General features: G+C 73.6%; 20 protein-coding genes. 8 read left to right on the top strand and 12 right to left on the bottom strand.

What is annotated here, in order from left to right:
• The first annotated feature begins 127 nt into the window (after window positions 1–127).
• Both O2W53_RS09115 and O2W53_RS09110 read left to right on the top strand, forming a co-directional pair.
• Complete coding sequence (locus tag O2W53_RS09115; protein WP_269162742.1) at window positions 128–1,123, top strand: ABC transporter permease; 996 nt, start codon at window positions 128–130, stop codon at window positions 1,121–1,123.
• Window positions 1,120–1,941 (top strand): ATP-binding cassette domain-containing protein, encoded by an 822-nt coding sequence (locus tag O2W53_RS09110; RefSeq protein ID WP_269162741.1) that lies wholly within the window; start codon window positions 1,120–1,122, stop codon window positions 1,939–1,941. The genes O2W53_RS09115 and O2W53_RS09110 overlap by 4 nt, the downstream gene beginning before the upstream one ends.
• A gap of 15 nt (window positions 1,942–1,956) precedes the next feature.
• On the opposite strand, the gene O2W53_RS09105 is transcribed toward O2W53_RS09110, so the two are convergent.
• On the bottom strand, window positions 1,957–3,429 hold the full coding sequence (locus O2W53_RS09105) for a helix-turn-helix domain-containing protein (protein ID WP_269162740.1): 1,473 nt from the start codon (window positions 3,427–3,429) through the stop codon (window positions 1,957–1,959).
• 212 nt (window positions 3,430–3,641) lie between these two features.
• Here O2W53_RS09105 and O2W53_RS09100 point away from each other — a divergent pair, with 212 nt between their 5' ends.
• From O2W53_RS09100 to O2W53_RS09090, 3 genes are read left to right on the top strand one after another with little or no spacing between them, the layout of a single operon-like run.
• The gene (locus O2W53_RS09100; protein WP_269162739.1) at window positions 3,642–4,685 is read left to right on the top strand and encodes an amidohydrolase family protein; all 1,044 of its coding nucleotides are present in this window, start codon (window positions 3,642–3,644) and stop codon (window positions 4,683–4,685) included.
• A complete protein-coding gene (locus O2W53_RS09095) occupies window positions 4,685–5,452 on the top strand; it encodes a metal-sulfur cluster assembly factor (RefSeq protein ID WP_269162738.1) in 768 nt (255 codons plus the stop codon). The genes O2W53_RS09100 and O2W53_RS09095 overlap by 1 nt, the downstream gene beginning before the upstream one ends.
• Entirely contained in the window at window positions 5,449–6,474 is a 1,026-nt protein-coding gene (locus O2W53_RS09090) for an NAD(P)-dependent alcohol dehydrogenase (protein ID WP_269162737.1), read from the top strand. The genes O2W53_RS09095 and O2W53_RS09090 overlap by 4 nt, the downstream gene beginning before the upstream one ends.
• 46 nt (window positions 6,475–6,520) lie before the next feature.
• Here the strand turns inward: O2W53_RS09090 and O2W53_RS09085 are convergent, their stop codons facing one another.
• From O2W53_RS09085 to O2W53_RS09055, 7 genes are all read right to left on the bottom strand, one after another.
• Window positions 6,521–6,664: a GPGG-motif small membrane protein gene (locus O2W53_RS09085; protein ID WP_164700081.1), complete on the bottom strand. Its 144-nt coding sequence runs from the start codon at window positions 6,662–6,664 to the stop codon at window positions 6,521–6,523.
• Between the two features lie 226 nt (window positions 6,665–6,890).
• A complete protein-coding gene (locus O2W53_RS09080; protein ID WP_269162736.1) occupies window positions 6,891–7,298 on the bottom strand; it encodes a DUF3151 domain-containing protein in 408 nt (135 codons plus the stop codon).
• A 3-nt stretch (window positions 7,299–7,301) separates the two neighbouring features.
• Window positions 7,302–8,336, bottom strand: a complete 1,035-nt coding sequence (gene fbaA / locus O2W53_RS09075) for a class II fructose-bisphosphate aldolase (RefSeq protein WP_036336355.1) — start codon at window positions 8,334–8,336, stop codon at window positions 7,302–7,304.
• An 88-nt stretch (window positions 8,337–8,424) separates the two neighbouring features.
• Window positions 8,425–9,786, bottom strand: a complete 1,362-nt coding sequence (locus O2W53_RS09070) for an FAD-dependent oxidoreductase (RefSeq protein ID WP_269162735.1) — start codon at window positions 9,784–9,786, stop codon at window positions 8,425–8,427.
• Between the two features lie 28 nt (window positions 9,787–9,814).
• Window positions 9,815–11,251 carry an FAD-binding oxidoreductase gene (locus tag O2W53_RS09065; RefSeq protein ID WP_269162734.1) on the bottom strand — a complete coding sequence of 479 codons (1,437 nt, stop codon included), beginning with the start codon at window positions 11,249–11,251 and terminating at the stop codon, window positions 9,815–9,817.
• A gap of 22 nt (window positions 11,252–11,273) precedes the next feature.
• Window positions 11,274–11,831 (bottom strand): orotate phosphoribosyltransferase, encoded by a 558-nt coding sequence (gene pyrE / locus O2W53_RS09060; RefSeq protein WP_269162733.1) that lies wholly within the window; start codon window positions 11,829–11,831, stop codon window positions 11,274–11,276.
• Window positions 11,832–11,898: 67 nt separating this feature from the next.
• Window positions 11,899–12,582 carry a fasciclin domain-containing protein gene (locus O2W53_RS09055; RefSeq protein WP_269162732.1) on the bottom strand — a complete coding sequence of 228 codons (684 nt, stop codon included), beginning with the start codon at window positions 12,580–12,582 and terminating at the stop codon, window positions 11,899–11,901.
• A gap of 133 nt (window positions 12,583–12,715) precedes the next feature.
• Here O2W53_RS09055 and O2W53_RS09050 point away from each other — a divergent pair, with 133 nt between their 5' ends.
• Window positions 12,716–13,189, top strand: a complete 474-nt coding sequence (locus O2W53_RS09050; RefSeq protein WP_269162731.1) for a hypothetical protein — start codon at window positions 12,716–12,718, stop codon at window positions 13,187–13,189.
• A 6-nt stretch (window positions 13,190–13,195) separates the two neighbouring features.
• Here O2W53_RS09050 and O2W53_RS09045 read toward each other — a convergent pair whose 3' ends face one another.
• Both O2W53_RS09045 and clpB read right to left on the bottom strand, forming a co-directional pair.
• Window positions 13,196–13,852: a hypothetical protein gene (locus O2W53_RS09045; RefSeq protein ID WP_269162730.1), complete on the bottom strand. Its 657-nt coding sequence runs from the start codon at window positions 13,850–13,852 to the stop codon at window positions 13,196–13,198.
• A 154-nt stretch (window positions 13,853–14,006) separates the two neighbouring features.
• Complete coding sequence (gene clpB, locus O2W53_RS09040) at window positions 14,007–16,673, bottom strand: ATP-dependent chaperone ClpB (protein ID WP_269162729.1); 2,667 nt, start codon at window positions 16,671–16,673, stop codon at window positions 14,007–14,009.
• Between the two features lie 198 nt (window positions 16,674–16,871).
• Here clpB and O2W53_RS09035 point away from each other — a divergent pair, with 198 nt between their 5' ends.
• Together O2W53_RS09035 and O2W53_RS09030 are read left to right on the top strand one after the other, a co-directional pair.
• Window positions 16,872–17,333 carry a MarR family winged helix-turn-helix transcriptional regulator gene (locus O2W53_RS09035; protein ID WP_269162728.1) on the top strand — a complete coding sequence of 154 codons (462 nt, stop codon included), beginning with the start codon at window positions 16,872–16,874 and terminating at the stop codon, window positions 17,331–17,333.
• A gap of 197 nt (window positions 17,334–17,530) precedes the next feature.
• Complete coding sequence (locus O2W53_RS09030; protein WP_269162727.1) at window positions 17,531–17,965, top strand: OsmC family peroxiredoxin; 435 nt, start codon at window positions 17,531–17,533, stop codon at window positions 17,963–17,965.
• 114 nt (window positions 17,966–18,079) lie between these two features.
• Here O2W53_RS09030 and O2W53_RS09025 read toward each other — a convergent pair whose 3' ends face one another.
• Together O2W53_RS09025 and O2W53_RS09020 are read right to left on the bottom strand one after the other, a co-directional pair.
• Entirely contained in the window at window positions 18,080–19,744 is a 1,665-nt protein-coding gene (locus O2W53_RS09025) for an MFS transporter (RefSeq protein ID WP_269162726.1), read from the bottom strand.
• A gap of 229 nt (window positions 19,745–19,973) precedes the next feature.
• Window positions 19,974–22,859 (bottom strand): FAD-binding and (Fe-S)-binding domain-containing protein, encoded by a 2,886-nt coding sequence (locus O2W53_RS09020; protein ID WP_269162725.1) that lies wholly within the window; start codon window positions 22,857–22,859, stop codon window positions 19,974–19,976.
• Between the last annotated feature and the right edge of the window lie 16 nt (window positions 22,860–22,875).

The raw sequence follows: 22,875 nt of genomic DNA, 5'->3' as shown, positions 1-22,875 counted from the left end.
GCTCGAGAGGTCCCGCTGTCGCCGTGCCACCCCTCCACCCCTTCTCGGCCGCGTCGCCGGTGAGCACCGAGCGCCCACCCGGCTTCGGCCCCGCGGCGCCCGCCGCGCCCCGCTCGGCGGGCGCCGGGTGCTGGACCGGTTGCTCGCCCGCCCGGGCATCGGCGCGCTGGTCGGGGTGCTGGTGCTCGCCGTCTTCTTCGGGCTGCAGGCACCGGGGCTGATCAGCTCCGGCGGCCTGGCCACCGTGCTCGACGTCGCCGCCCTGCTGGGCATCGGCGGCGTGGCGGTCGCACTGCTGTTGGTCGCCGGCCAGTTCGACCTGTCCATCGGGGTCGTCGCGGTGGGCAGCAGCCTGGTCACCGCGCTGCTGGTGACCCAGCTCGGCCTCGGCATCTGGCCGGCCCTGCTGGTGTCGCTGCTCGCCGCCCTGCTGGTCGGGGCCGCCAACGGGCTGCTCGTGGTCACCACCGGGCTGCCCAGCTTCCTGGTGACGCTGGCGACGTTCCTCGTGCTGCAGGGCACCTCGCTCGCCGGGGCCGCCGCGATCGCGGGGTCCTCGCGGATCACCGGGCTGGCGGACGCACCGGGCTGGGAGTCGGCGCTGGCGGTGTTCGGGGCCACCGCGCAGCTGGGTGACGGACGGTTCCGCATCTCGCTGCTCTGGTGGCTGCTGGCCACCGCCCTGACCACCTGGCTGCTGTGGCGCACCCGCTTCGGCAACGCCGTCTTCGCCAGCGGCGGCGCCAGCCGGGCGGCCCAGGAGCTGGGCGTGCCGGTCGCGCGCACGACGGTCCTGCTGTTCCTGGGCACCGCTGCGGCCGGCTGGCTGATCGGCACCCTGACCCTCGTCCGGCTCGGCGGCGTGCAGGTCGACCCGGCCCTGGGCGAGGAGATCGAGTTCATCGTGGTCGCGGTGATCGGCGGCTGCCTGCTCACCGGCGGGTACGGCTCCACCGTGGGCGCCGCGCTGGGGGCGCTGCTGTACGCCGTGGCCCGGGAGGGCATCTCGCTGGCCGACTGGGACCCACGTTGGTTCCAGGCCTTCCTCGGGATGCTGCTGCTGGTGGCCCTGCTGGTCAACGGCGTGGTCCGCCGCCGGCTCCGCTCGGTGCCCCGCTCATGAGCACGGCCGCCCACCTGTCCCCGCACGGCTCCCCAGCGCCGGTCCTGGAGCTGCGCGGGGTGACGGTCCGCTTCGGCAGCGTGCCGGCGTTGTACCGGGTGTCGCTGGCCCTGCGGGCCGGCGAGGTGGTCTGCGTGCTCGGGGAGAACGGCTCGGGCAAGTCGACGCTGGTCGCCGTCCTCTCCGGCCTGCAGCAGCCGGTCGAGGGCGAGTTGCTGGTCGACGGCCGGCCGGAGCGCTTCCGGTCGCCGCAGCAGGCTCGTGCCTTCGGGATCGCCACGGTCTGGCAGGACCTGGCGATCGCGCCGCTGATGTCGGTCTGGCGCAACTTCTTCCTCGGCGCCGAACCGACCCGCGGGCTGTGGCCGTTCCGGCGGCTGGACGTCGGGCGGGCCGAGGAGATCACCACCCGGGCCATGGCCCGGGTGGGCGTCCCGGGGCTCGACCCCGGTCAGGCCGCCAGCGCGCTGAAGGCCGGGGAGCGGCAGAGCCTGGCGATCGCCCGCGCCCTGCACTTCGGTGCCCGGGCGCTGGTCATCGACGAGCCGACCGCACCGATGACGGTGGCCCAGCGGGCGCTGGTGCTGGAGTCGGTGGTGGCCGCCCGCGAGGCGGGGCTCGCCGTGCTGTTCGTGACCCACAGCCCGCAGCACGCGCACCTGGTCGGCGACCGCTTCCTGCTGCTCGGCGGTGGGCGGGTGGCCGGTGACCTGACCCGGGAGGACGTCGACGTGCACGACCTGACCCGGCTGGTCGCCGGCGGGGACGAGCTCTCCCGGCTGGGCGACTCGCTGCGGGCCGCCCGGCGCGACCGCTGAGCGGGCGCCCGCGGGCTACACGGTGATCCGGTACTGGGCGATCTTCCGGTAGAGGGTGGCCCGGGACAGGCCCAGTTCGGTGGCGGCGTGCACCACCGTCGTCCCGGGGCGGCTCAGGCAGCGCACGATCTCGTCCCGCTCCAGCTGCTCCAGCCGGCCGAGCGTCCGGCTGCCGTCGGACAGCACCCCGGGCGGCAGGTGCGCGACGTCGACGAGGTCGGTCCGGGCGGCGGCCGCGCGCACCGCCGCCCGCAGCTCCCGCACGTTGCCCGGCCAGGCGTGCGCGGCCAGTGCCCGCAGCGCACGCGCGGTGAACTCGACGTCGCGGTGCCGGAGCTGCCGGGCGAAGGCCCGGGCCAGCGGCTCGACGTCGGCGGGCCGGTCGCGCAGGGCGGGGACCTCGGCGACCGCCTCCACCAGTGCGGCCAGCGGGCCGGGGAGGGCGGTGAAGGAGGAGCCGGTGAGCACCAGGGGGCCCGGCGCCCCCGCGGTGATCGGGACGGCGGCCACCTCCGCGGCCAGCTGCTCGGCCGCCCAGACCGGGAGGGTGTCGGCCTCGGCGACCACGACACAGGTGTCCGGCGCGTGCAGCTCCGGCGTCCACAGGGTGAGCCACTCGCCGACCTCGGCCGGCTCGGGTGGCCGGGCGACCAGCACCCGTTCCCGCAGGCCGGTGGCGCGGCGGGCCAGCGAGGCCGCCGTCGTCCGCCCGGCACCCGGCTCGCCGACCACGGCGACCAGCCGGCCGCCGGTGACCGCGTCGCGGACCGCGCCCACGGCCGCCTGCCAGGCCGGGGACACGCAGGGGTCGTCGGCGACGCCGTCGACCAGCCGGCCGGTCAGCACGTGGAACACCTCCCCGCGCGGCGTCGCACGGAGCAGCTGGCCACCGGCCCGCACCTGCATCAGCGCCGCGGTGTTCCCCGCGGCGGCCTGGGCCAGCGCCAGCAACAGCTCCGAGGAGGCATCGGACCAGGTGGTGAGGTTGATGCTGCCCACCAGCCCACCGGTGCGCGGGTCCAGCACCGGCACGGCGGCACAGGTGTAGCGGCGCAACGGTGCGACGTAGTGCTCGGGGCCGTGGACCAGGGTCGGCACCCGGTCGGCGAGGGCCAGGCCCAGACCGTTGGTGCCGGCGGTCTGCTCGCCGAAGTAGAAGCCGGGCGCCAGGTGCACCCGGTCCAGGGAGCGGTTGATCGTCTCGTCGTCGCACCAGCGGGCCAGCACGAGACCCTGCGGATCGGTGAGCATGAAGCCGACCGGCTCGCCGGCCAACGTGCCGTGCAGCCCACGGACCACCTCTGCACCGCACTCGTAGAACAGCGAGTCGGTCGGCACCCCGTCGACGTAGACCGGCACCACCTCCTCCGGGGTGACCCCGTAGCGCTCGCTGCGCTGCCAGGAGGCACGCACCCGGGCCGGGCTGCTCGGCCGGTCGAGCCCGGCGGCACCGGCCGGCCGCAGCCGGCCCGGAGGCGGAGGTGACACGGCGACCCTCCTCGGGACGCTGGCGGGCGGACCCGCAGGTGTCGGCCGGGCGACGGGCCTCGGGCGCGGCTGTGGCCGGCGGGGACCCGGGCCCGAGGTGTCTCAAAGTGAGACAGCAGACCCCCTCATTGTGGTCCACGCCACACCTACCGTCGATCCCGAGGTGCTCCGGCCCGCAACGACGCGGGCGGGAGGGAGTCGAGGAGGACCCCATGTACAGCAAGGACGGCGTCGACTACTTCGTGGTCGACGCGCACATCGCCCTCTGGGACGCGCGGCCGGAGAACCAGCGGAACGTGCACGGTGAGCAGTTCATCGACTGCTTCTACGACTACCACCGCAACCTCAGCCCGGAGTCCGAGGTCTGGCCCTACGAGGAGTACCTCTACCAGGGCGGCGAGCGGCTGATGCGCGACGTCTTCGCCGGCGGCATGGTCGACCACGCCATCTTCCAGCCGGCCCGGCTCGGCGAGTTCTACCACCGGGGGTTCGGGCAGACCGAGGAGGCGTTCGCGCTCACCCAGCAGCACCCGGACAAGCTCACCTACAACCACTGGTGGGACCCCCGGGACGGCGAGAACGGGCTGGACCAGCTGCGGGCGGACGCCGAGCGCTTCGGGCTCAAGGGCGTGAAGCTCTACACCGCCGACTGGCACGGGGAGTCCCGCGGCTGGAAGCTCACCGACCCGATGGCCTACCGGTACCTCGAGCTCTGCCGGGAGCTCGGGATCACCAACATCCACGTCCACAAGGGCCCGACGATCCGCCCGCTGGACCGGGACGCCTTCGACGTCGCCGACGTCGACCACGTGGCGACGGACTTCACCGACCTGCAGTTCATCGTCGAGCACTGCGGCCTGCCCCGGCTGGAGGACTTCTGCTGGATCGCCACCCAGGAGCCCAACGTGCACGCCGGCCTGGCGGTGGCGCTCCCGTTCATCCACACCCGGCCGCGGTACTTCGCCCAGATCATCGGCGAGCTCGTCTACTGGCTCGGGGAGGACCGGATCCTCTTCTCCAGCGACTACGCGCTCTGGACGCCGACGTGGCTGGTCGAGCGCTTCGTGGACTTCCAGATCCCCGAGGACCTGGCCGAGTACGCACCGCTGACCACCGAGGTGAAGAAGAAGGTGCTCGGGCTCAACGCCGCGAAGCTCTACGACATCCCGGTGCCCGAGCACCTGCGGCTGCCCGACGCCGACGAGCCGGCCACCGGGCCCCGCGAGCCCGGCGCCGCGGACCTGGCGATGTCCTGATGACGGCGACCCTGCTGACGCCGGTGACGGAGGCGCAGGTCCGTGCTGCGCTGGGCACCGTCGTCGACCCCGAGCTCGACGAGCCGATCACCGACCTGGGCTTCGTCCGGTCGGTGGCCGTCCAGGGGCCGGCGGTGGCGGTGCACCTGCGGCTGCCCACGTCGTTCTGCGCGCCGAACTTCGCCTGGCTGATGTGCTCCGACGCCCACGACGCGGTCTCCGCCGTCCCCGGGGTCGAGCGGGTGGTGGTGGAGCTCGACGACCACCACGACTCCGACCTGATCAACCGCGGCCTCGCCGCCGGGGCCGGGTACCGGGGCACCTTCGGGCACGAGGCCGAGGAGTCGCTGGACGAGCTGCGGGCGGTCTTCGTCCGCAAGGGGCACACCGCGGCGATGGAGCGCGCGCTCACCGCCCTGCTCCGCGCCGACCGGTCGCTCACCGAGGCCGACCTGCAGCGCACCACGCTCGGCGACCTGCCGGCCGACGAGCCGACCACCGGTGCGCTGCTGCGCCGGCGGGCCACGCTCGGCCTGCCGATCGACCCGGACGCCGCGGTGCTGGTCGCCGCCGACGGCACCCGCCCGTCCCCCGGCGAGGCCGCCCTGTTCCTGCGCCGGGCCCGGTCGGTGCGGATCTCCGTCGACGGCAATGCGCACTTCTGCCGCGGCCTGCTCGCCACCCGCTACCCCGGCGCCGAGGCCGACCAGTCGCCCCGGCCGGACGCCGACTCCCGTTCACTGCTCCCCCTGGAGGTCCTGTCATGAGAGCCGTCCGCGTCACCGGGTACCACGAGCCGCTCCGGCTGGACGACGTCCCGCAGCCGGAGGTCACCGGCCCGCACGACGTCGTCGTGAAGATCGGCGGCGCCGGGGTCTGCCGCACCGACCTGCACATCCTGGAAGGGCAGTGGGCGGAGAAGTCCCAGGTCACGCTGCCGTACACGATCGGGCACGAGAACGCCGGCTGGGTGGCGGCCGTGGGCAGCGCCGTCAGCCACGTCGCCGAGGGGGACAAGGTGATCCTGCACCCGCTGGTCACCTGCGGGCTGTGCCGCGCCTGCCGGTCCGGGGACGACGTGCACTGCGAGAACTCGCAGTTCCCCGGCATCGACAGCGACGGCGGGTACGCCGAGTACCTGAGGACCACGGCCCGCAGCGTGGTGCGGATCGACGACTCGCTGGAGCCCGCGGACGTCGCGGCCCTGGCGGACGCCGGGCTCACCGCCTACCACGCGGTGGCCAAGGCGGCCCGCCGGCTGCGGCCGGGGTTCCGGTGCGTGATGATCGGCGCCGGCGGGCTCGGGCACATCGGCATCCAGGTGCTCAAGGCGCTCTCGCCGGCCGAGCTGATCGTGGTCGACCGCAACCCCGAGGCGGTGAAGCTGGCCGAGTCGATCGGTGCCGACCGGGGGATCGTCGCCGACGGTAGCCAGGTCGAGCAGGTGCGGCAGCTCACCGGTGGACACGGCGCCGAGGTGGTCATCGACTTCGTCGGCGAGGGCGGCTCGACGAAGGAGGGCCTGTCGATGACCCGGAGGGCCGGGGACTACCTGGTGGTCGGGTACGGGGAGAACGTCGACGTCCCGACGATCGACCTGGTGTCCGCGGAGATCAACGTGCTGGGCAACCTGGTCGGGAGCTACAACGACCTGGTCGACCTGATGGCGCTGGCGGCGCAGCAGAAGGTCACGCTGCACACCGCGAAGTACGCGCTGGCGGACTTCCAGTCGGCGATCGACGACCTCGACGCCGGCCGGGTCCGCGGTCGCGCGATCCTGGTGCCCTGACGCCCCCTGGTGGGGCCGAGTGGTTCTCGGCTCCACCAGGGGCAGCTCAGTTGAAGATGCTGACGCCTCCCGGGCCGACCAGCAGCCCGAGCACGATCAACACGACCCCCCACACGATCTGCTTGCGGACGACCGCGACGATCCCCGCGACGACCAGGACGACGGCGAGGATCCAGAGCAGGGTGACCATGGCTTGCCTCCTTCTCTAGGCGGCACCCCGTGGCGCCGACTGGATCTTGACGCTAACGAGACCGCCGAGTCTCGGCATCAGGACGATCATGATCCGTATCTCGGCCGGGGCGGCCTGCCACTGGCCGCGCCGACTGAGCAGTCGCGGTCGCCGACTCGCGCGGACACGCCGCGGGGAGCGACCAGAACTGCTCAGTCGGCAGCGGGATGCTGCGCAGACCGACTGGTCAGGGCACCAGCGTGGGGTCGCAGTCGCGCAGCAGCTGGGTGCAGCGCTCCTGCTCGTCGACCTCGCCGATCCGACCGGCCGCCGTGGCCAGCACGGTGACACAGCGCAGGAAACCGCGGTTGGGCTCGTGCGACCACGGCACCGGGCCGTAGCCCTTCCAGCCGTTGCGGCGCAGCGCGTCCAGCCCGCGGTGGTACCCGGTGCGGGCGTAGGCGTAGGCCTCGATGGTGCGGCCGGCCTCCAGCGCGGTCTCGGCGAGCGCGGCCCAGGCGGCGCTGGAGGTGGGGTGCCCCGCCGCGACCTCGGCCGGGTCGGCGCCGGCAGCCAGCGCGTCGTCGGCCTCCGGGATGCCCGGCAGCAGGGTGGCCGGCGGCTCGCCGAGCAGGTTGTGGTGTGCGTGGGTCATGGCTCAGGCCGCCTGCGACCGGCCGGCGGACAGCAGGTGCTCGCAGGCCTCCACGATCCGGTCGGCCATGCTCGCCTCGGCAAGCTTCATGTAGGTGCGCGGGTCGTAGGTCTTCTTCACGCCGACCTCGCCGTCGACCTTCAGGACGCCGTCGTAGTTGCTGAACATGTGCCCGGCGATCGCCCGGGTCAGCGCGTACTGGGTGTCGGTGTCGACGTTCATCTTGACCACGCCGTAGGAGAGCGCCTCGCGGATCTCCTCGAGCGCGGAGCCGGAACCGCCGTGGAAGACCAGGTTGAACGGCTTGGCGCCGTCCCCGAGGCCGAACTGCTCGGCGACGACGGCCTGGCCGCGCTCGAGCACGTCGGGGCGGAGCTTCACGTTGCCCGGCTTGTAGACCCCGTGCACGTTGCCGAAGGTCGCCGCCAGCAGGTAGACGCCCTTCTCCCCGAGCCCGAGGGCCTCGGCGGTGCGCACGAAGTCGCCGTCGGCGGTGTAGAGCTTCTCGTTGATCTCGTGGGCGACGCCGTCCTCCTCGCCGCCGACGACGCCGATCTCCACCTCGAGCACGATCTTGGCCGCCGCGCACTTCTCGATGAGCTCCTGGGCGATCTCCAGGTTCTCGGTGAGCTCGACGGCCGAGCCGTCCCACATGTGCGACTGGAACAGCGGCTCCTTGCCGGCGTCCACCCGCTCCTGGGAGAGGGCGATCAGCGGCCGGACGTAGCTGTCCAGCTTGTCCTTGGGGCAGTGGTCGGTGTGCAGCGCCACCTGGACGGGGTACTTGTCGGCGACCACGTGGGCGAACTCGGCCAGCGCGACCGCACCGGTCACCATGTCCTTCACCCGGGTGCCCGAGCCGAACTCCGCACCCCCGGTGGAGAACTGGATGATCCCGTCACTGCCGGCGTCGGCGAAGCCGCGCAGCGCGGCGTTGATCGTCTCGGACGAGGTGCAGTTGATCGCCGGATAGGCGAACCCGCCCTCCTTCGCCCGGGCGAGCATGTCGGCGTAGACCTCGGGTGTCGCGATCGGCATGCCCGCACCTTAGTGGAGCCGACCGCCACCGGGCGCACCGCTCATCGGCCTCTCCGGGGCACCGCCGTGAAGGTGAGGAGGAGGGCCCTCAGCCCTGCTCGATGCGGCTGACGGCGCGGGCGGCCACCACCACCGGGTCGTAGGTGGGCGAGAACGGCGGGGCGTAGGAGAGGTCGCTGCCGGCCAGCTCCTCGGCGGTCATCCCCGCCCAGATCGCGGTGGCCAGCACGTCGATCCGCTTCGCCGACCCCGGCCCGCCGACCACCTGCGCCCCGAGCAGCTGCCCGGAGCCCGCCTCGGTGACCAGCTTCACCGCGATCTCCTCGGCACCGGGGAAGTAGCCGGCCCGGGTGCTCGCCTCGATGACGTCGGTGCGGTAGGCGAACCCGGCCTCCTCGGCCTGGGTGGTGCACAGACCGGTGCGGCCGACTTCTAGCTCGCGCACCTTGGTCACCGCGGTGCCGAGCACCCCGGCGAACCGGGCCGGCCGGCCACCGATCACCGAGCCCGCGACCCGGCCCTGCTTGTTGGCGTGCGTGCCCAGCGCGACGTGCGCGACCTCGCCGGTGACCCGGTGGAACGTCTGCGCGCAGTCACCGGCGGCGAAGACCTCCGGGTGGTCCCGGCAGCGCTGGCTCCGGTCGACGTCGACCGCGCCGGTCGGCCCGATCGCCAGCCCGGACTCGGCGGCCAGGGACGCCTCCGGCCCCATGCCGAGCCCGAGGACGATCAGGTCGGTCTCGTACGTGCCGACGTCGGTGCGCACCCCGCAGGCCCGGCCGTCGGCGTCGACGAGCACCTCCCGCACCGCCTGGTCGGCGTGCACCGTCATGCCCATCGCCCCGAGAGCGGCGCAGACCCGCTCGCCCATGTCGGTGTCCAGCAGCGCCATCGGCAGCGGGTCGGCCAGGACGACGGTGACCTCCAGGCCCCGGTCCTGCAGGGCCTCGGCCATCTCCAGCCCGATGTAGCCGCCGCCGAGGACCAGCCCGCGCCGCGGGCCGTCGGCGGGCAGCCGGTCGATCGCCGCCCGGATGGCCGCGCCGTCGTCCAGCCGGTGCACGCCGAACACCCCGGGGGCGTCCAGGCCGGGGATCGGGGGCCGGCTCGGCCGGCCGCCGGTGGCGACGACCAGCCGGTCGTAGCCGAACCGCGCGCCCCCGCGGGCGTGCACCACACCGGCGTCCAGGTCGATCCCCTCGGCCCGCGTGCCGATGTGCACGGTGATGTCGGAGGCGGCGAACTGCGCCGGCGTCCGGGCGATCAGGTCGTCCCGGTCGCTCACCTGCCCGGCGACCCAGTAGGGGATGCCGCAGGCGGAGTAGGAGACGACGTCGCTCTGCTCCAGGACGACGATCTCCAGCTCGGCCGCCGTGCGCAGCCGCCGGGCCTGGGCGGCCGCCGACATCCCGGCCGCGTCGCCGCCGACCACCACCAGTCGCTCGGTCATGCCCTGCAGCCTCCCACCGCCGGACGTCTCAGGCGCCGATGAGGCCGGAGACGGCGGCCAGGTCGCCGCCGGAGGCCCGGCGGAACATCTTCCCGGGGTTGAGGAGCCCCGCCGGGTCCAGCGCGTGCTTGATCGCCTGGTGGACCGAGAGGGAGACCGGGCCGATCTCCCGCTCCAGCCAGTCGGCCTTGATCGTGCCCACCCCGTGCTCACCGGTGATGGTGCCACCGAGGGAGAGGCCGAGCTCCAGGATCGCGTCGAAGGCGGCGTAGGCCCGGGTGCACTGGTCGGGGTCGGCACCGTCGAAGACGACGGTGGGGTGCATGTTGCCGTCGCCGGCGTGCCCGACGACCCCGACCACCAGCCCGGCGGTGGCGGCGATCGCGTCGCAGCCGTCGATGAACGTGGCCACCCGCGACCGCGGGACGGCGACGTCGTCGAGCAGCAGGCTGCTGCCCAGCCGCTCCAGGGCCGGCAGCGCCATCCGCCGGGCGGTCATCAGCAGGTCGCCCTCGGCCGGGTCGTCGGTGGAGTGCACGAAGTCCGCCCCGGCCTCCTCGCACAGCCGGGTCAGCGCCGCGATCTCGGCGAGCGCCACGTCTCCCCCGCTGTCGGACTGGGCCAGCAGCAGCGCCGCCGCGTCCCGGTCCAGGTCGGCCTTCATCAGGTCGTCGACCGCGCGGATGCAGGTGCGGTCCATCACCTCGAGCATGCTGGGCACCAGGCCGCTGGTGACCACCCGCTCGACCACCTGGCCGGTCTGCGCGCTGGTGCCGAAGCTGGCGACCAGGGTGACCGGCGGCTGCGGGGCGGGGCGCAGGGCCAGCGTCGCCTCGGTGATCACGCCCAGCGTGCCCTCGGAGCCGACGAACAGCCGGGCCAGGTCGTAGCCGGCGACGCCCTTGACGGTGCGCCGTCCGGTGCGCAGCACCCGCCCGTCGGCGAGCACGACCTCCAGGCCGAGCACGTAGTCGGTGGTGACGCCGTACTTCACGCAGCACAGCCCGCCGGAGTTCATCGCCAGGTTGCCGCCGAGGGTGCACCAGTCGTAGCTGGCCGGGTCCGGCGGGTAGAACAGCCCGTGCTCCCGGACGGCGTCGCGCAGCGTCTTGTTCACCACGCCGGCCTGGACCACGGCGAGCCGGTCGGCCGGGGCCACCTCCAGGACGGCGTCCATCCGGGTCAGCGCCAGGGTGATGCACCCGTCGACGGCGTTGGCCGCGCCGACCAGCCCGGAGCCGGCGCCCCGCGGCACCACCGGCACCCCGTGCCGGCTGGCCAGCCGCAGCACCGCCGACACCTCCTCGGTGCTGCGCGGCAGCGCCACCGCGGCCGGCAGCCCCGCCTCGGCGAGCATCGCCTGGTCGCGTGCGTAGGCGGCGGTGACGTCAGGGTCGGTGAGCACGCTGTCCGGGCCCAAGGCGTCCTGGAGCTCGCGGACCCACGTCGTCGTGAGGGCGGTCACACGGTCACCGTACGTCTCTCCTTCAGGAGAGGCCGAGATCCGCCAGCTCGAACGCCGCGCGGTACTCCAGGCCGGCGGCCTCGACGGCCGCGCGGGCGCCGCGGTCGACGATCACGGCCACGCCCAGCACCTCGGCGCCTGCCTCCTGCAGCGCCTCGACGGCGGTGAGCGGGCTGCCGCCGGTGGTGGAGACGTCCTCGACCACCAGCACCGTGCGGCCGGCCACGTCGGGCCCCTCGATCCGCCGCTGCATCCCGTGCGCCTTGGTCGCCTTGCGCACCACGCAGGCGTCCAGGAAACCCTCGCCGCCCGAGGCGGCGTGCAGCATCGCGGCCGCGACCGGGTCGGCGCCGAGGGTGAGCCCGCCGACCACGTCGTAGCGCAGGTCCCCGGTGAGCTGGCGCATCACCCGGCCCACCAGCGGGGCGGCCTCGTGGTGCAGCGTCACCCGGCGCAGGTCGATGTACCAGTCGGCCTCCTGGCCGGAGGAGAGGGTCACCTTCCCGTGCACGACGGCGAGGTCGACGATGAGCTCGAGCAGCCGGTCGCGGTCGGGGTGGGCCGAGGCAGGGGCGTTCATCCCGCCGACCCTACTGAGGCCGGTGGAGCGGGCGCCGGTGACCGGGACCCGCCCAGCCCGGCACGGCTCAGCCGGCGGGGGCGAGCACCTGGTCGATGACGTAGACCGTGGCGTTCGCCGTGGGCACGTTGCCGCAGACCACGGTCGCCGGGGCGGCGCCGGCCAGGGTGCCCTCGACGGCGACCGTCGGCGCCTCGGCCGTCCCGACGACGGTGATCGGGTCCCCGTTGAGCGTGACGTGGTCGCCGACGAGGTCGGCCGGCGCCAGCCGACCGGGCAGGACGTGGTGGGTCAGCAGCGAGGTCAGCCGCGGGACGTCCCCGAGCAGCGCGGGCAGGGCATCCGGGCCCAGCGCGTCGAAGGCGGCGTTGGTCGGGGCCAGCACGGTGACCTCCTCGCGGGTGTTGAGCACGTCGACCAGGTTGGCCGCGCCCACGGCGGCGGTGAGGGTGCTCAGCTGGGGGTTGGCGCCCACCGCCGCGCTCACCGGCTGGGCGGCCAGGTCCGCCGGCGCGCCGGCGGCCGCGGGGAAGGCCTGCTCGCAGCCCGGTCCGATCGGACCGGTGGGCGCCGCAGTCGCCTCCGGTGTCGGTGCGGCGCTCGTCTCGGCCGCCGTGGCGCTGGGGGTGGCGCGCGCGGTCGGTGCGTCGTCGGACCCGCTGCAGCCGGCCAGCCCGGCCAGGAGCACCGGGACGGCGAGGAGCCCACCGATCCGGGACGGGACGACGGCTCGGGTCTGCCGGGGGGCCATCACTGCGGCTGTCCTCCTGGTCTCGGTCACCACACGCTCACGGTGGTCCTGGCCCGCTGGTCAGGCCGCTGTCAGCATCGCATCCGGCACGGCAGGCGACCGAGCTGCCGTCCCGGCGTGCCACCCTGTCGCGGTGAGCAGCAGCCCTCCGCCCTCCGGCCCGGCCCGCCCGGAGACCCCCGCCTCGGTCAAGGTCTCCATCGGGGTGCTCGCCGCGCTCGCCCTGCTGCTCCTGCTGAACGCGCTGCTCACGTTCGTCGTCCGGGACACCGTGATCGACACCCTCGCCGATGCCCAGCCGGGCTCGCCCCGCTCCGACGCCGAGCGGGCCGTGCTCCTGAACCTGGTCCAGGCCGTGGTGTTCGGGGTGCTGGCCGCCGTCTCCGCGGTCGCCCTCAGCCGCGGCCGGGCGTGGGCGCGGTGGACCGGGCTGGCCGTCAGCCTGCCACTGGGGCTGCTGACCCTCGGCGCGACCTTCCTGACCGGTGGCGTGGCGGCCTCGTCGCTGCTGGTGCTGGTGCTCTGTGCGGCCGCCGGCACCAGCCTGCTGGCCCGGACGACGGCTGCGTGGGCCTCGTCCGGCCCACGCAGCCGCTCCTCCCGCTGACGGGGGTCAGAAGCGGTTCCGGCGCTGCGTCTCCGCCTTGTACCAGTCGCTGGAGGGCTTGAGCGCCAGGAGCACGATCCCGGCGATGGTGAGCAGCAGGCCGAGGATGCCGAGGAAGCCGAGGGCTCCTGCCCCCAGCAGGCTGAACAGCACGCTCAGGCCGCCCAGCACCCAGAGGACGATGCGCGCCCAGTTGCGACCCTTCCAGGCGAAGAACAGCACCAGCAGGTAGGCCGCCGTCAGGAGCAGGCCGATGCCCGCGCCGATGGTGAGCGCCGCCGAGGCCTCGTCGCGGGTGAGCGCCTGGTCGGCGACCAGGTCGTTGATCTGCGAGTCGAGGCTGGTGAAGGTGATGATCGAGGCGATCAGCCCGAGGATCGTGTTCGCCAGGAACGCACCGATCCCGGCCTTGACCGTGGTCGGTCGCTCCGTCGGGACATCCGGGGCGCCGCCGTACTGGGCGCCGGGTGCGGCGGGGTAGGCGTACTGGCCGGGCTGCTCCGGCCCGCCCTGCCCGTAGCCGGGCTGCTGCCCGTAGCCGGGCTCCTGGCCGTAGCCGGGCTGCTGGCCGTAGCCGGGCTGCTGGCCGTAGGGGGGCTGCTGGCCGTACGGGGGCTGCTGTCCGGAGCCGCCCTGCTGGGGGTCCTGCGGTCCTGACGTCATGACGCTCCTCGGATCACTGCTGTACGCGAATTCCTGATCATGGCGCATCCCGGCGTGCCAGGTGCCGACCCTGCCGCGCGGTCACCCCTTCTTCACCCTCCCGCGCCAGGCCCGGCGGCGCCCGTGCCCGCCGTCGGGACGGCGGGCACGGGCCTCACTCCCCGGCGCCGGGGCCGAGCGCCGGCGGGGTCGGTGCCGGGCTCGGACCCGCGGTCGGCTTCCCGGGCACCGTCCCCGTGGTGACCGTCAGCCCCACGTCGCCGTCGGCCACGTCGGCCGCCCAGTCGACGACGACGTCGTCGCCGTCGCGGATCTCCCCGGCGAGCAGGGCCCGGGCGAGCTGGTCACCGATGGCCGACTGCACCAGCCGGCGCAGCGGCCGTGCCCCGTAGACCGGGTCGAAGCCGTTGAGCGCCAGCCACTCCCGGGCGGCGTCGGTCACCCGCAGGGTGAGCCGGCGGGCAGCCAGCCGGCGGGCGAGCACCTCGACCTGGATGTCGACGATCCCGACGAGCTCGTCGGAGCCGAGCGCACGGAACGTGACGACGTCGTCGAGCCGGTTGAGGAACTCCGGCTTGAAGTGCGCCCGCACCACGTCCTGCACTGCCCGCTGCTTCTGCTCGTCGGGGACCGACTGGTCGGCGATCACCTGCGACCCCAGGTTGGAGGTCAGCACGAGCAGCGTGCTCCGGAAGTCGACCGTGCGGCCCTGCCCGTCGGTGAGCCGGCCGTCGTCGAGCACCTGCAGCAGCACGTCGAAGACGTCGGGGTGCCCCTTCTCCACCTCGTCGAGCAGCACCACCGTGTACGGGCGCCGGCGCACCGCCTCGGTGAGCTGGCCACCCGCCTCGTAGCCGACGTACCCGGGCGGGGCACCGACCAGCCGGGCCACCGAGTGCTTCTCGGAGTACTCGCTCATGTCGATGCGGACCATCGCCCGCTCGTCGTCGAACAGGAACTCCGCCAGCGCCTTGGCCAGCTCGGTCTTGCCGACGCCGGTGGGGCCCAGGAACAGGAAGGAGCCGGTAGGCCGGTCCGGGTCGGCGACGCCGGACCGCGCCCGGCGGACCGCGTCGGAGACGGCGCGGACGGCGTCGGGCTGGCCGACGACCCGCTTCGCGAGCTCCTCCTCCATCCGCAGCAGCTTCTGCGTCTCCCCCTCCAGCAGCCGGCCGGCGGGGATCCCGGTCCAGGCCTGGACGACCTCGGCGATGTCGTCGGCGCCGACCTCCTCCTTGAGCATCGAGTCGCTGGCCGCGACCGACGCCTCGGCCTCGGACAGCGCCCGCTCCAGCGCCGGCATCCGGCCGTAGCGCAGCTCGGCGACCCGGGCCAGGTCGCCGTCCCGCTCGGCGCGCTCGGCCTCCAGCCGCGCCCCCTCGAGCTCCTCCTTGGTGTGCTGGATCCGGTCGATCGCGGTCTTGTCCTGCTGCCAGCGGGCGGTCAGCTCGCCGAGCGCCTCGCGGCGGTCGGCCAGCTCCTCGCGGAGCGCCGCCAGCCGCTGGAGGGACGCCGGGTCGTCCTCCTTGGCCAGCGCCATCTCCTCGATCTCCAGCCGGCGCACGACCCGCTCGACCTCGTCGACCTCGACCGGCCGGCTGTCGATCTCCATCCGCAGCCGGCTCGCGGCCTCGTCGACCAGGTCGATCGCCTTGTCGGGGAGGAAGCGGGCCGTGACGTACCGGTCCGACAGGGTGGCCGCAGCGACGATCGCGCCGTCGGTGATCCGCACCCCGTGGTGCACCTCGTAGCGCTCCTTGAGGCCGCGCAGGATGCCGATCGTGTCCTCGACCGACGGCTCCCCGACGTAGACCTGCTGGAAGCGGCGCTCCAGCGCCGGGTCCTTCTCGATGTGCTCGCGGAACTCGTCGAGCGTGGTCGCGCCGACCATCCGCAGCTCACCGCGGGCCAGCATCGGCTTGATCATGTTGCCGGCGTCCATCGCCGAGTCGCCGCTGGCGCCGGCCCCGACGATGGTGTGCAGCTCGTCGATGAAGGTGACGACCTGCCCCTCGGCCTCGGTGATCTCCTGGAGCACGGCCTTGAGCCGCTCCTCGAACTCACCGCGGTACTTGGCCCCGGCGACCATGGCGCTCAGGTCCAGCGCCATGAGCCGCTTGCCCTTGAGGCTCTCCGGCACGTCGCCGGCGACGATCCGCTGGGCCAGGCCCTCGACGATCGCGGTCTTCCCGACGCCGGGCTCACCGATCAGGACGGGGTTGTTCTTGGTGCGTCGGGACAGCACCTGCACCACCCGGCGGATCTCCGTGTCCCGCCCGATGACCGGGTCCATCCGGCCCTCGCGGGCGCGGGCGGTCAGGTCCACGGCGTACTTCTCCAGCGCCTGGAACGTGCTCTCCGGGTCGGGGCTGGTGACCTTGCGGTTGCCGCGGACGGTGCGGAACGCCGCGACGAGCGCGTCGCGGGTGGCCCCGGCACTGGTCAGGACGGCGCCGGCCTCACCGTCGGTGGTGGCCAGGCCGACCAGCAGGTGCTCGGTGGAGACGTACTCGTCGCCCAGCGCACTGGCCTGCTCCCCGGCGGCGTTGATCGCCCGGAGCAGCTCCCGGGACGGCGCGGGGGCGGCCACGGTGGACCCGCTGACGCTCGGCATCCGGCGCAGCGCGGCGTCGGCCTTGGCGCGGACGTCGGCCGGGTCGGCGCCGGTGGCCTGCAGGAGTGGCCCGGCGATGCCGTCGGCCTGCTCGAGCAGGGCGGCCAGCAGGTGCAGGGGCTCGAGGGCCGCCTGGCCCCGGTCGACCGCCAGCCGCTGAGCGGCGGCGACGGCCTCCTGCGAACGGGTGGTGAGCTTGCTCTGCATGGCGGGTGGGCCTGTCCTCTCCTGCGACACGGGACGGTTCGTGCAGTCCAACGGAGCAGGACTTGAGTCTGTTCCACTCAACCTGAACACGTCCAGGGCCGCCCCGCAGGCCCGCCCGGGACCTCCGCCCCTGGCAGAAAAGCTGACGAGAGGGACCACATGGCTGCCTGCCGCCGGATCGCGCCCTACTCTTGCCCCATGACAGACATCCCGTCGCCGAGCGTCGCTCTCGACGATCAGCTCTGTTTCGCGCTCTACGCCGCCTCGCGGGCGGTCACGGCCCGCTACCGGCCCATGCTGGACGAGCTGGGGGTCACCTATCCCCAGTACCTGGTCCTCATGTTGCTGTGGGAGGAGGACGGGCAGACCGTAGGCCAGTTGGGCACCCGCCTGGCGCTGGACTCCGGCACCCTGTCCCCCCTGCTCAAGCGGCTCACCGCCGCGGGGCTGGTGACCCGGCACCGCCGGGCCGACGACGAGCGGTCCGTCTCCGTCCGGCTCACCGACGCGGGCCGGGCCCTCGAGGCCCCGGCGTGCGCGATCTCCGGGCAGATGATCGACGCCCTGGCGCTGAACCAGCAGCAGTTCGACGAGCTGAAGAGCCAACTGCGGCTGATCACCGAGCGGGTCGCCGACACCCGCGCGGTCGCCTCCGCCTGAAGAAGGACCCCGCTGCCCCCCACCGCTCGCGAGCTCGCGGCGGGACCCTGCAGCGGGGCCGGACGGGCAGGGGTCGGCTGCGGGGCCGGTCCGGTGGCGGGAACACCGGCGGCCAGGAACGGTTGACCCCGTCAGAACCGGTGTCCGGTCGCGACGCAGACCTGCGCCGCGACCGCCACCGACGAGGAGGAGGTCCGATGCCCACCCGTACCGCACGCACCGCCTGGAACGGCTCCCTGCAGGAGGGCTCCGGCCAGGTCGAGCTCTCCAGCTCGAAGGTCGGCACGTTCGACGTCAGCTTCCCGAAGCGGGCGGCCGAGGAGGCCGGGGGCACCACCAGCCCCGAGGAGCTCATCGCCGCCGCACACTCGTCCTGCTACGCCATGGCGCTGTCCAGCGAGATCGGCAAGGCCGGCGGCACGACGCAGTCGCTCGAGGTGAGCGCCGACGTGACCCTGGGCCAGGAGGACGGCGCCCCGACGATCACCGGCATCGCGCTGACCGTGCGCGGCGAGGTCGACGGGCTCGACGCCGCCGGGTTCGACAAGGCAGCCCAGGCCGCCAAGGCCGGGTGCCCGGTGAGCAAGGCGCTGGCCGCCGTGGACATCACGCTGGACGCCGCCCTCGCCTGACGAAGGACCCCGTGCCCCCAACCGCTCGCGAGCTTGCGGCGGGACCCTGCAGGGGGCCGAACGCACGAGGCCCGTCTCCCCGGTGGGGGGACGGGCCTCTGCGCGTCCTGGCGGTCAGCCGCGTCGGCCCGCGAGCTGGGCGTCGACGTCGGCGGTCGTGCCCCCCGAGGTGGCAGCGCGCTCGCTCTGCAGCCGCTCGTCCCCCGTCTCGGTGCGCAGCGCGACCTCCCGGATCAGCAGGACGGCCACGATCGTGATCAGCGACAGCAGCGCCGCGATGAGGAAGACCCGCCCGGTGGCGTCGCCGTAGGAGACCTGGATCAGCGCGCGGACCGGCGCCGGGGCGTCGGCCAGGTCGGCGAGCCCGATCTCCTGGGAACCGGCCGCCGCGGAGGCGCCCGGGACGTCGGACAGCCCGGACTGGATCAGCGTGCCCACCCGGCTGGAGAGCACCGCACCGAGCACCGAGACGCCGATCGTGCCGCCGAGGCTGCGGAAGAACGCGACCGCCGAGCTCGCCGCCCCCAGGTCGGTGGCGGCGACGGTGTTCTGCACGGCCAGCACCAGGTTCTGCATGGTCATCCCGATGCCGACACCGAGCACGGTGAGGAAGACGCCCAACACGACCATGTCCGTGGCGTGGTCGATCGTGGCCAGCAGGCCGAACCCGAGGGCCACCAGCAACGAACCGGCGACCAGGTAGCGCTTCCAGAACCCGGTGCGGGTGATCAGGATCCCGGAGACGGTCGAGGAGACCAGCAGGCCGCCGACCATCGGGATGGTGAGCAGCCCGGCCGCCGTGGGCGAGTAGCCGCGGGAGATCTGCAGGTACTGGCCGAGGAACACCGTGGAACCGAACATCGCGACACCGATCGCGACGCTGGCGATGATCGCCAGGGTCGTCGTCCGGTCACGGAACAACCGGAGCGGGACCATCGGCTCCTCCGCACGCAGCTCGGTGACCACGAACGCGACGAGGGCGAGCACGCCACCCCCGACGAACAGCACGGTCTCCAGGGAGGCCCAGGCGAAGCTGTCCCCGGCCAGGGTCACCCAGATCAGCAGCGCCGAGACGCCGGCGGTCAGGAACGTCGCGCCCAGGTAGTCGATGGAGACCGCGCGCCGGGTGACCGGCAGGTGCAGGGTCCGCTGCAGCAGCACCAGGGCGACGAGGGCGAACGGGACGCCGACGAAGAAGCACCACCGCCACCCCAGCCAGCTGGTGTCGACCAGCAGGCCACCGATCAGCGGGCCACCGACGGTGGCGACCGCCATCACCGAGCCGAGCAGGCCGGAGTACCGACCCCGTTCCCGCGGGCTGATCATCGCCGCCATCGCGATCTGCACCAGCGCCTGCAGCCCACCCAGGCCCAGGCCCTGCAGCACCCGCCAGCCGATCAGCGTCGGCAGCGACTGCGAGAGCCCGGCCAGCATCGAGCCGACGACGAAGACCACGATCGCGATCTGGATGAGCAGCTTCTTGCTGAACAGGTCGGCGAGCTTGCCCCAGATGGGCGTGGACGCGGTCGAGGCCAGCAGGGTGGCGGTGACCACCCAGGTGTACTGGCTCTGCGAGCCGCGGAGGTCGGTGATGATCGTCGGCAGGGCGTTGGAGACGACGGTCGAGGACAGGAACGCCACGAACATCGCCAGCAACATCCCCGACAGCGCACTGAGGATCTGCCGGTGCGTCATCCGGCCCTGCTGCTCGGCGGGGCCGAGCGGCGCTGGGCCGGCGGTCGCCCCGGCGGCCGGCCGGGTCGGTGCGGAGCTGCTCATCGGTGGTTCTCCTGGACGTTGCGAGTCCGAGTGCGAGCGCCGTCCGGTGGCCGATCGGCCCCGCGCGCCGGGAACCCGGTACATGTAGACAGCAACCATCTTGCACCCGTTTGTTGCGGTCTGCAACGACCAATCCGGGTGAACCGCGTCTCCCGGATGCAGGACGGGCGGCGACCGGACCTCTGGGGTCCGGTCGCCGCCCGTCCGGCGGTACGTGCTCAGCCTGGGGTCAGGCCGGCACCTGCAGCGCCTCGAGCACCAGCTCCGCCGGGTGCCAGGCGGTGCGCTGCGTGCCGTGGAAGATCTGCTGGCGGCAGGACACCCCCGTGGCGGCGATGACCGCGTCGGGCGCGGCGGCCCGGACGGCGGGGAACAGCCGGTCCTCCCCCACCTGCAGGGACACGTCGTAGTGCTCGGACTCGAATCCGAACGACCCGGCCATGCCACAGCAGCCGGCGTCCAGCTCCTGCACGGTGACGCCGGGGATCCGCGACAGCAGGGCCACCGTGGCCGCCGTCCCGGCCTCGGCCTTCTGGTGGCAGTGGCCGTGGAAGACCACCGTGCGCCCGGCCAGCCAGCTGTCCTCGCGCAGCTGGAGGCGACCGTCGTCGATCGCCTCGACCAGCAGCTCCTCCGGCAGCTTCACCCGCGCCGCGACGTCCCGGACGTTCGGGTCGTCGGGGAGCAGCTCCACGTGCTCGGCACGCAGCGTGAGGATGCAGGAGGGCTCGCAGCCCACGATCGGCGAACCCGGCTCGGAGCCCTCGCAGAGGTTCGCCGCCAGCTTCTGCGCCTTGCCCCGGGCGTCGTCCAGCAGGCCCTTGGAGATGCTCGCGCGGCCGCAGCAGCCCTTGCTCTCCAGCCGCACCGGGTGCCCGGCGGCCTCCAGCAGCCGCACCACGGCCTGGCCGATGCCCGGCTCGGTGTAGCTGGTGAACGAGTCGGCCAGCATCGTGACCGGCTGCTGGGTCAGTGCCGCCGGCGCCTCGTGCCGCTTGAACCAGCGCATCAGCGTCGTCCGGTGGAAGACCGGCAGGTCCCGCTGGCGCGCGATGCCGAGGCGGGAGTCCATCAGCGCCCGCAACGGCTTGATCTTCAGCGGCAGGTTCGACAGCGGCGCCGTCGCCGAGCCCAGCCGGTTGAGGGTGCGGATGGCCCCGAACGCCCGCGACCGCAGCGGCGTGCCGTGCACGTCGTGCTTGGCCGCCAGCGCCTCGCTCTTCATCGCCGAGACGTCGACGCCCAGCGGGCACTCGCTCTTGCACGCCTTGCACATCAGGCACAGGTCGAGCACCTCGTGCAGCCGCTCGTCGGCCAGCGCGGTGTGCGGGTCGCCCTCGCTCAGCGCCTTGACCAGCGCGCCGGCGCGGCCGCGGGTGGAGTGCTCCTCCATCCGGGTGGCGATGTAGGACGGGCACATCGCCCCGGTCGTGGACTTGCGGCACAGCCCGATGTTCATGCAGCGGTCGGCCGCGCCGAACATGCCGCCGACGACGTCGAACTGCAGCCGGGTGCGCAGCGGGCCGGGCTGCGGCGGATTCTCGTCCCGCAGGTGCTCGGTCATCGCCGGCGAGTCGACGATCTTGCCGGGGTTCAGCGTGCCCTGCGGGTCGAAGATCCCCTTGACCTGGCGCATCGCCTCGTAGAGGTCGTCGCCGAACAGCTCGCGGTTGAACTCGCTGCGGGCCAGCCCGTCGCCGTGCTCGCTGGAGTTCACCCCGCCGTACTCGCGCACCAGGTCCTTGACCTCGACCGCGACCGAGCGCATCACCTCGACCTGGCCCGGCTGGGAGAGGTCGACGAACGGGCGGATGTGCAGGCAGCCGACCGAGCAGTGACCGTAGAACCCCGCCTCGAGCCCGTGCCGGTCCAGCACGTCGCGGAACCGGGCGGTGTACGCGGCCAGGTGCTTGGGGTCGACGGCGGTGTCCTCGACGAACGCCAGCGGCCGGCGGGCGCCCACGGAGTTGGCCATCAGCAGGCCCAGCGCCGACTTGCGCACCTTCAGCAGCGCGCCCTGCTGGGCCGGGGTGACCGCCCGCAGGGTGTGGTAGCCGTGCCCGTTGCGCTCCCACAGCTCGACGAGGGAGTCCATCGACTCGACCAGCTGCGCCTCGTCGTCCCCGGTGAAGGAGACGAACAGCAGCGCCTCCGGGTCGCCCTGCAGGATCCTGCCCAGCCCGGCGTACTCGATCTTCTGCCGGGAGAGGTCCAGGATCGTGCGGTCCAGCAGCTCCACCTGCGCCGGGTCGACCGACAGCGCGTCCTCGGTGGCGTTGATCGCCGCCTGCACGGTCTCGAAGTGGCCCACCGCGAAGACCTGCTTCGAGGGCTTGGGCACCAGCCCGACCCGGGCAGCGGTGATGATCGCCAGCGTGCCCTCGGAGCCGACCAGGAACTTCGCCAGGTCGAACGGCTGCCCCTCGGCGAGCCGGTCCAGCCGGTAGCCGCCGGCCCGCCGCCAGAAGGACGGGAACCCGGTGGCGATCGCCTCCGCGTTCTCCGCCACCAGCTCGGGCAGCCGGCGGTAGATCTCCGCCTCGAGCGTGTCGCCCTGCGCCCGGCGGGCGCGCTCGGCCTCGTCGACGACCCCGAAGGTGGCCGTCGACCCGTCGGCCAGGACGACGTCGACCTCCTCGACGTGGTCGATCGTCATGCCGAAGCGCACCGAGCCGCTGCCGGCGGAGTTGTTGCCGATCATCCCGCCGATGGTGGCGCGGTTGGACGTCGAGGTGTCCGGCCCGAACATCAGCCCGGCCGCGGCGGCGGCCCGGTTGAGGTCGTCCTGCACGACGCCGGGCTCCACCCGGGCGCTGCGGCCCTCCGGGTCGAGCTCGGTGATCCGGTGCATGTGCCGGGAGAGGTCCAGCACCAGCCCCGGTCCGACGGTCTGCCCGGCCAGGCTGGTGCCCGCCCCGCGGGCGAGCACCGGGATGCCGGCCTCGCGGGCCAGCCGCACGGCGGCGACCACGTCGGCGGTGTGCGCCGGGTAGGCGACCCCGACCGGCGTCATCGTGTACATCGAGGCGTCCTGGCTGAAGATGTGTCGGGTGTAGTCGTCGAAGGCGACCTCGCCGTCCAGCGCCCGGGTCAGCTCCTGCTCGAGGTCTGCCACCCCCACACGGGGGCGC

Source organism: Modestobacter sp. VKM Ac-2978 (assembly GCF_026968025.1).
Taxonomy (GTDB): Bacteria; Actinomycetota; Actinomycetes; order Mycobacteriales; family Geodermatophilaceae; genus Modestobacter.
The sequence above is the reverse complement of the archived record's forward strand: the minus strand, read 5'-3'. Positions and strand labels throughout refer to the sequence as shown.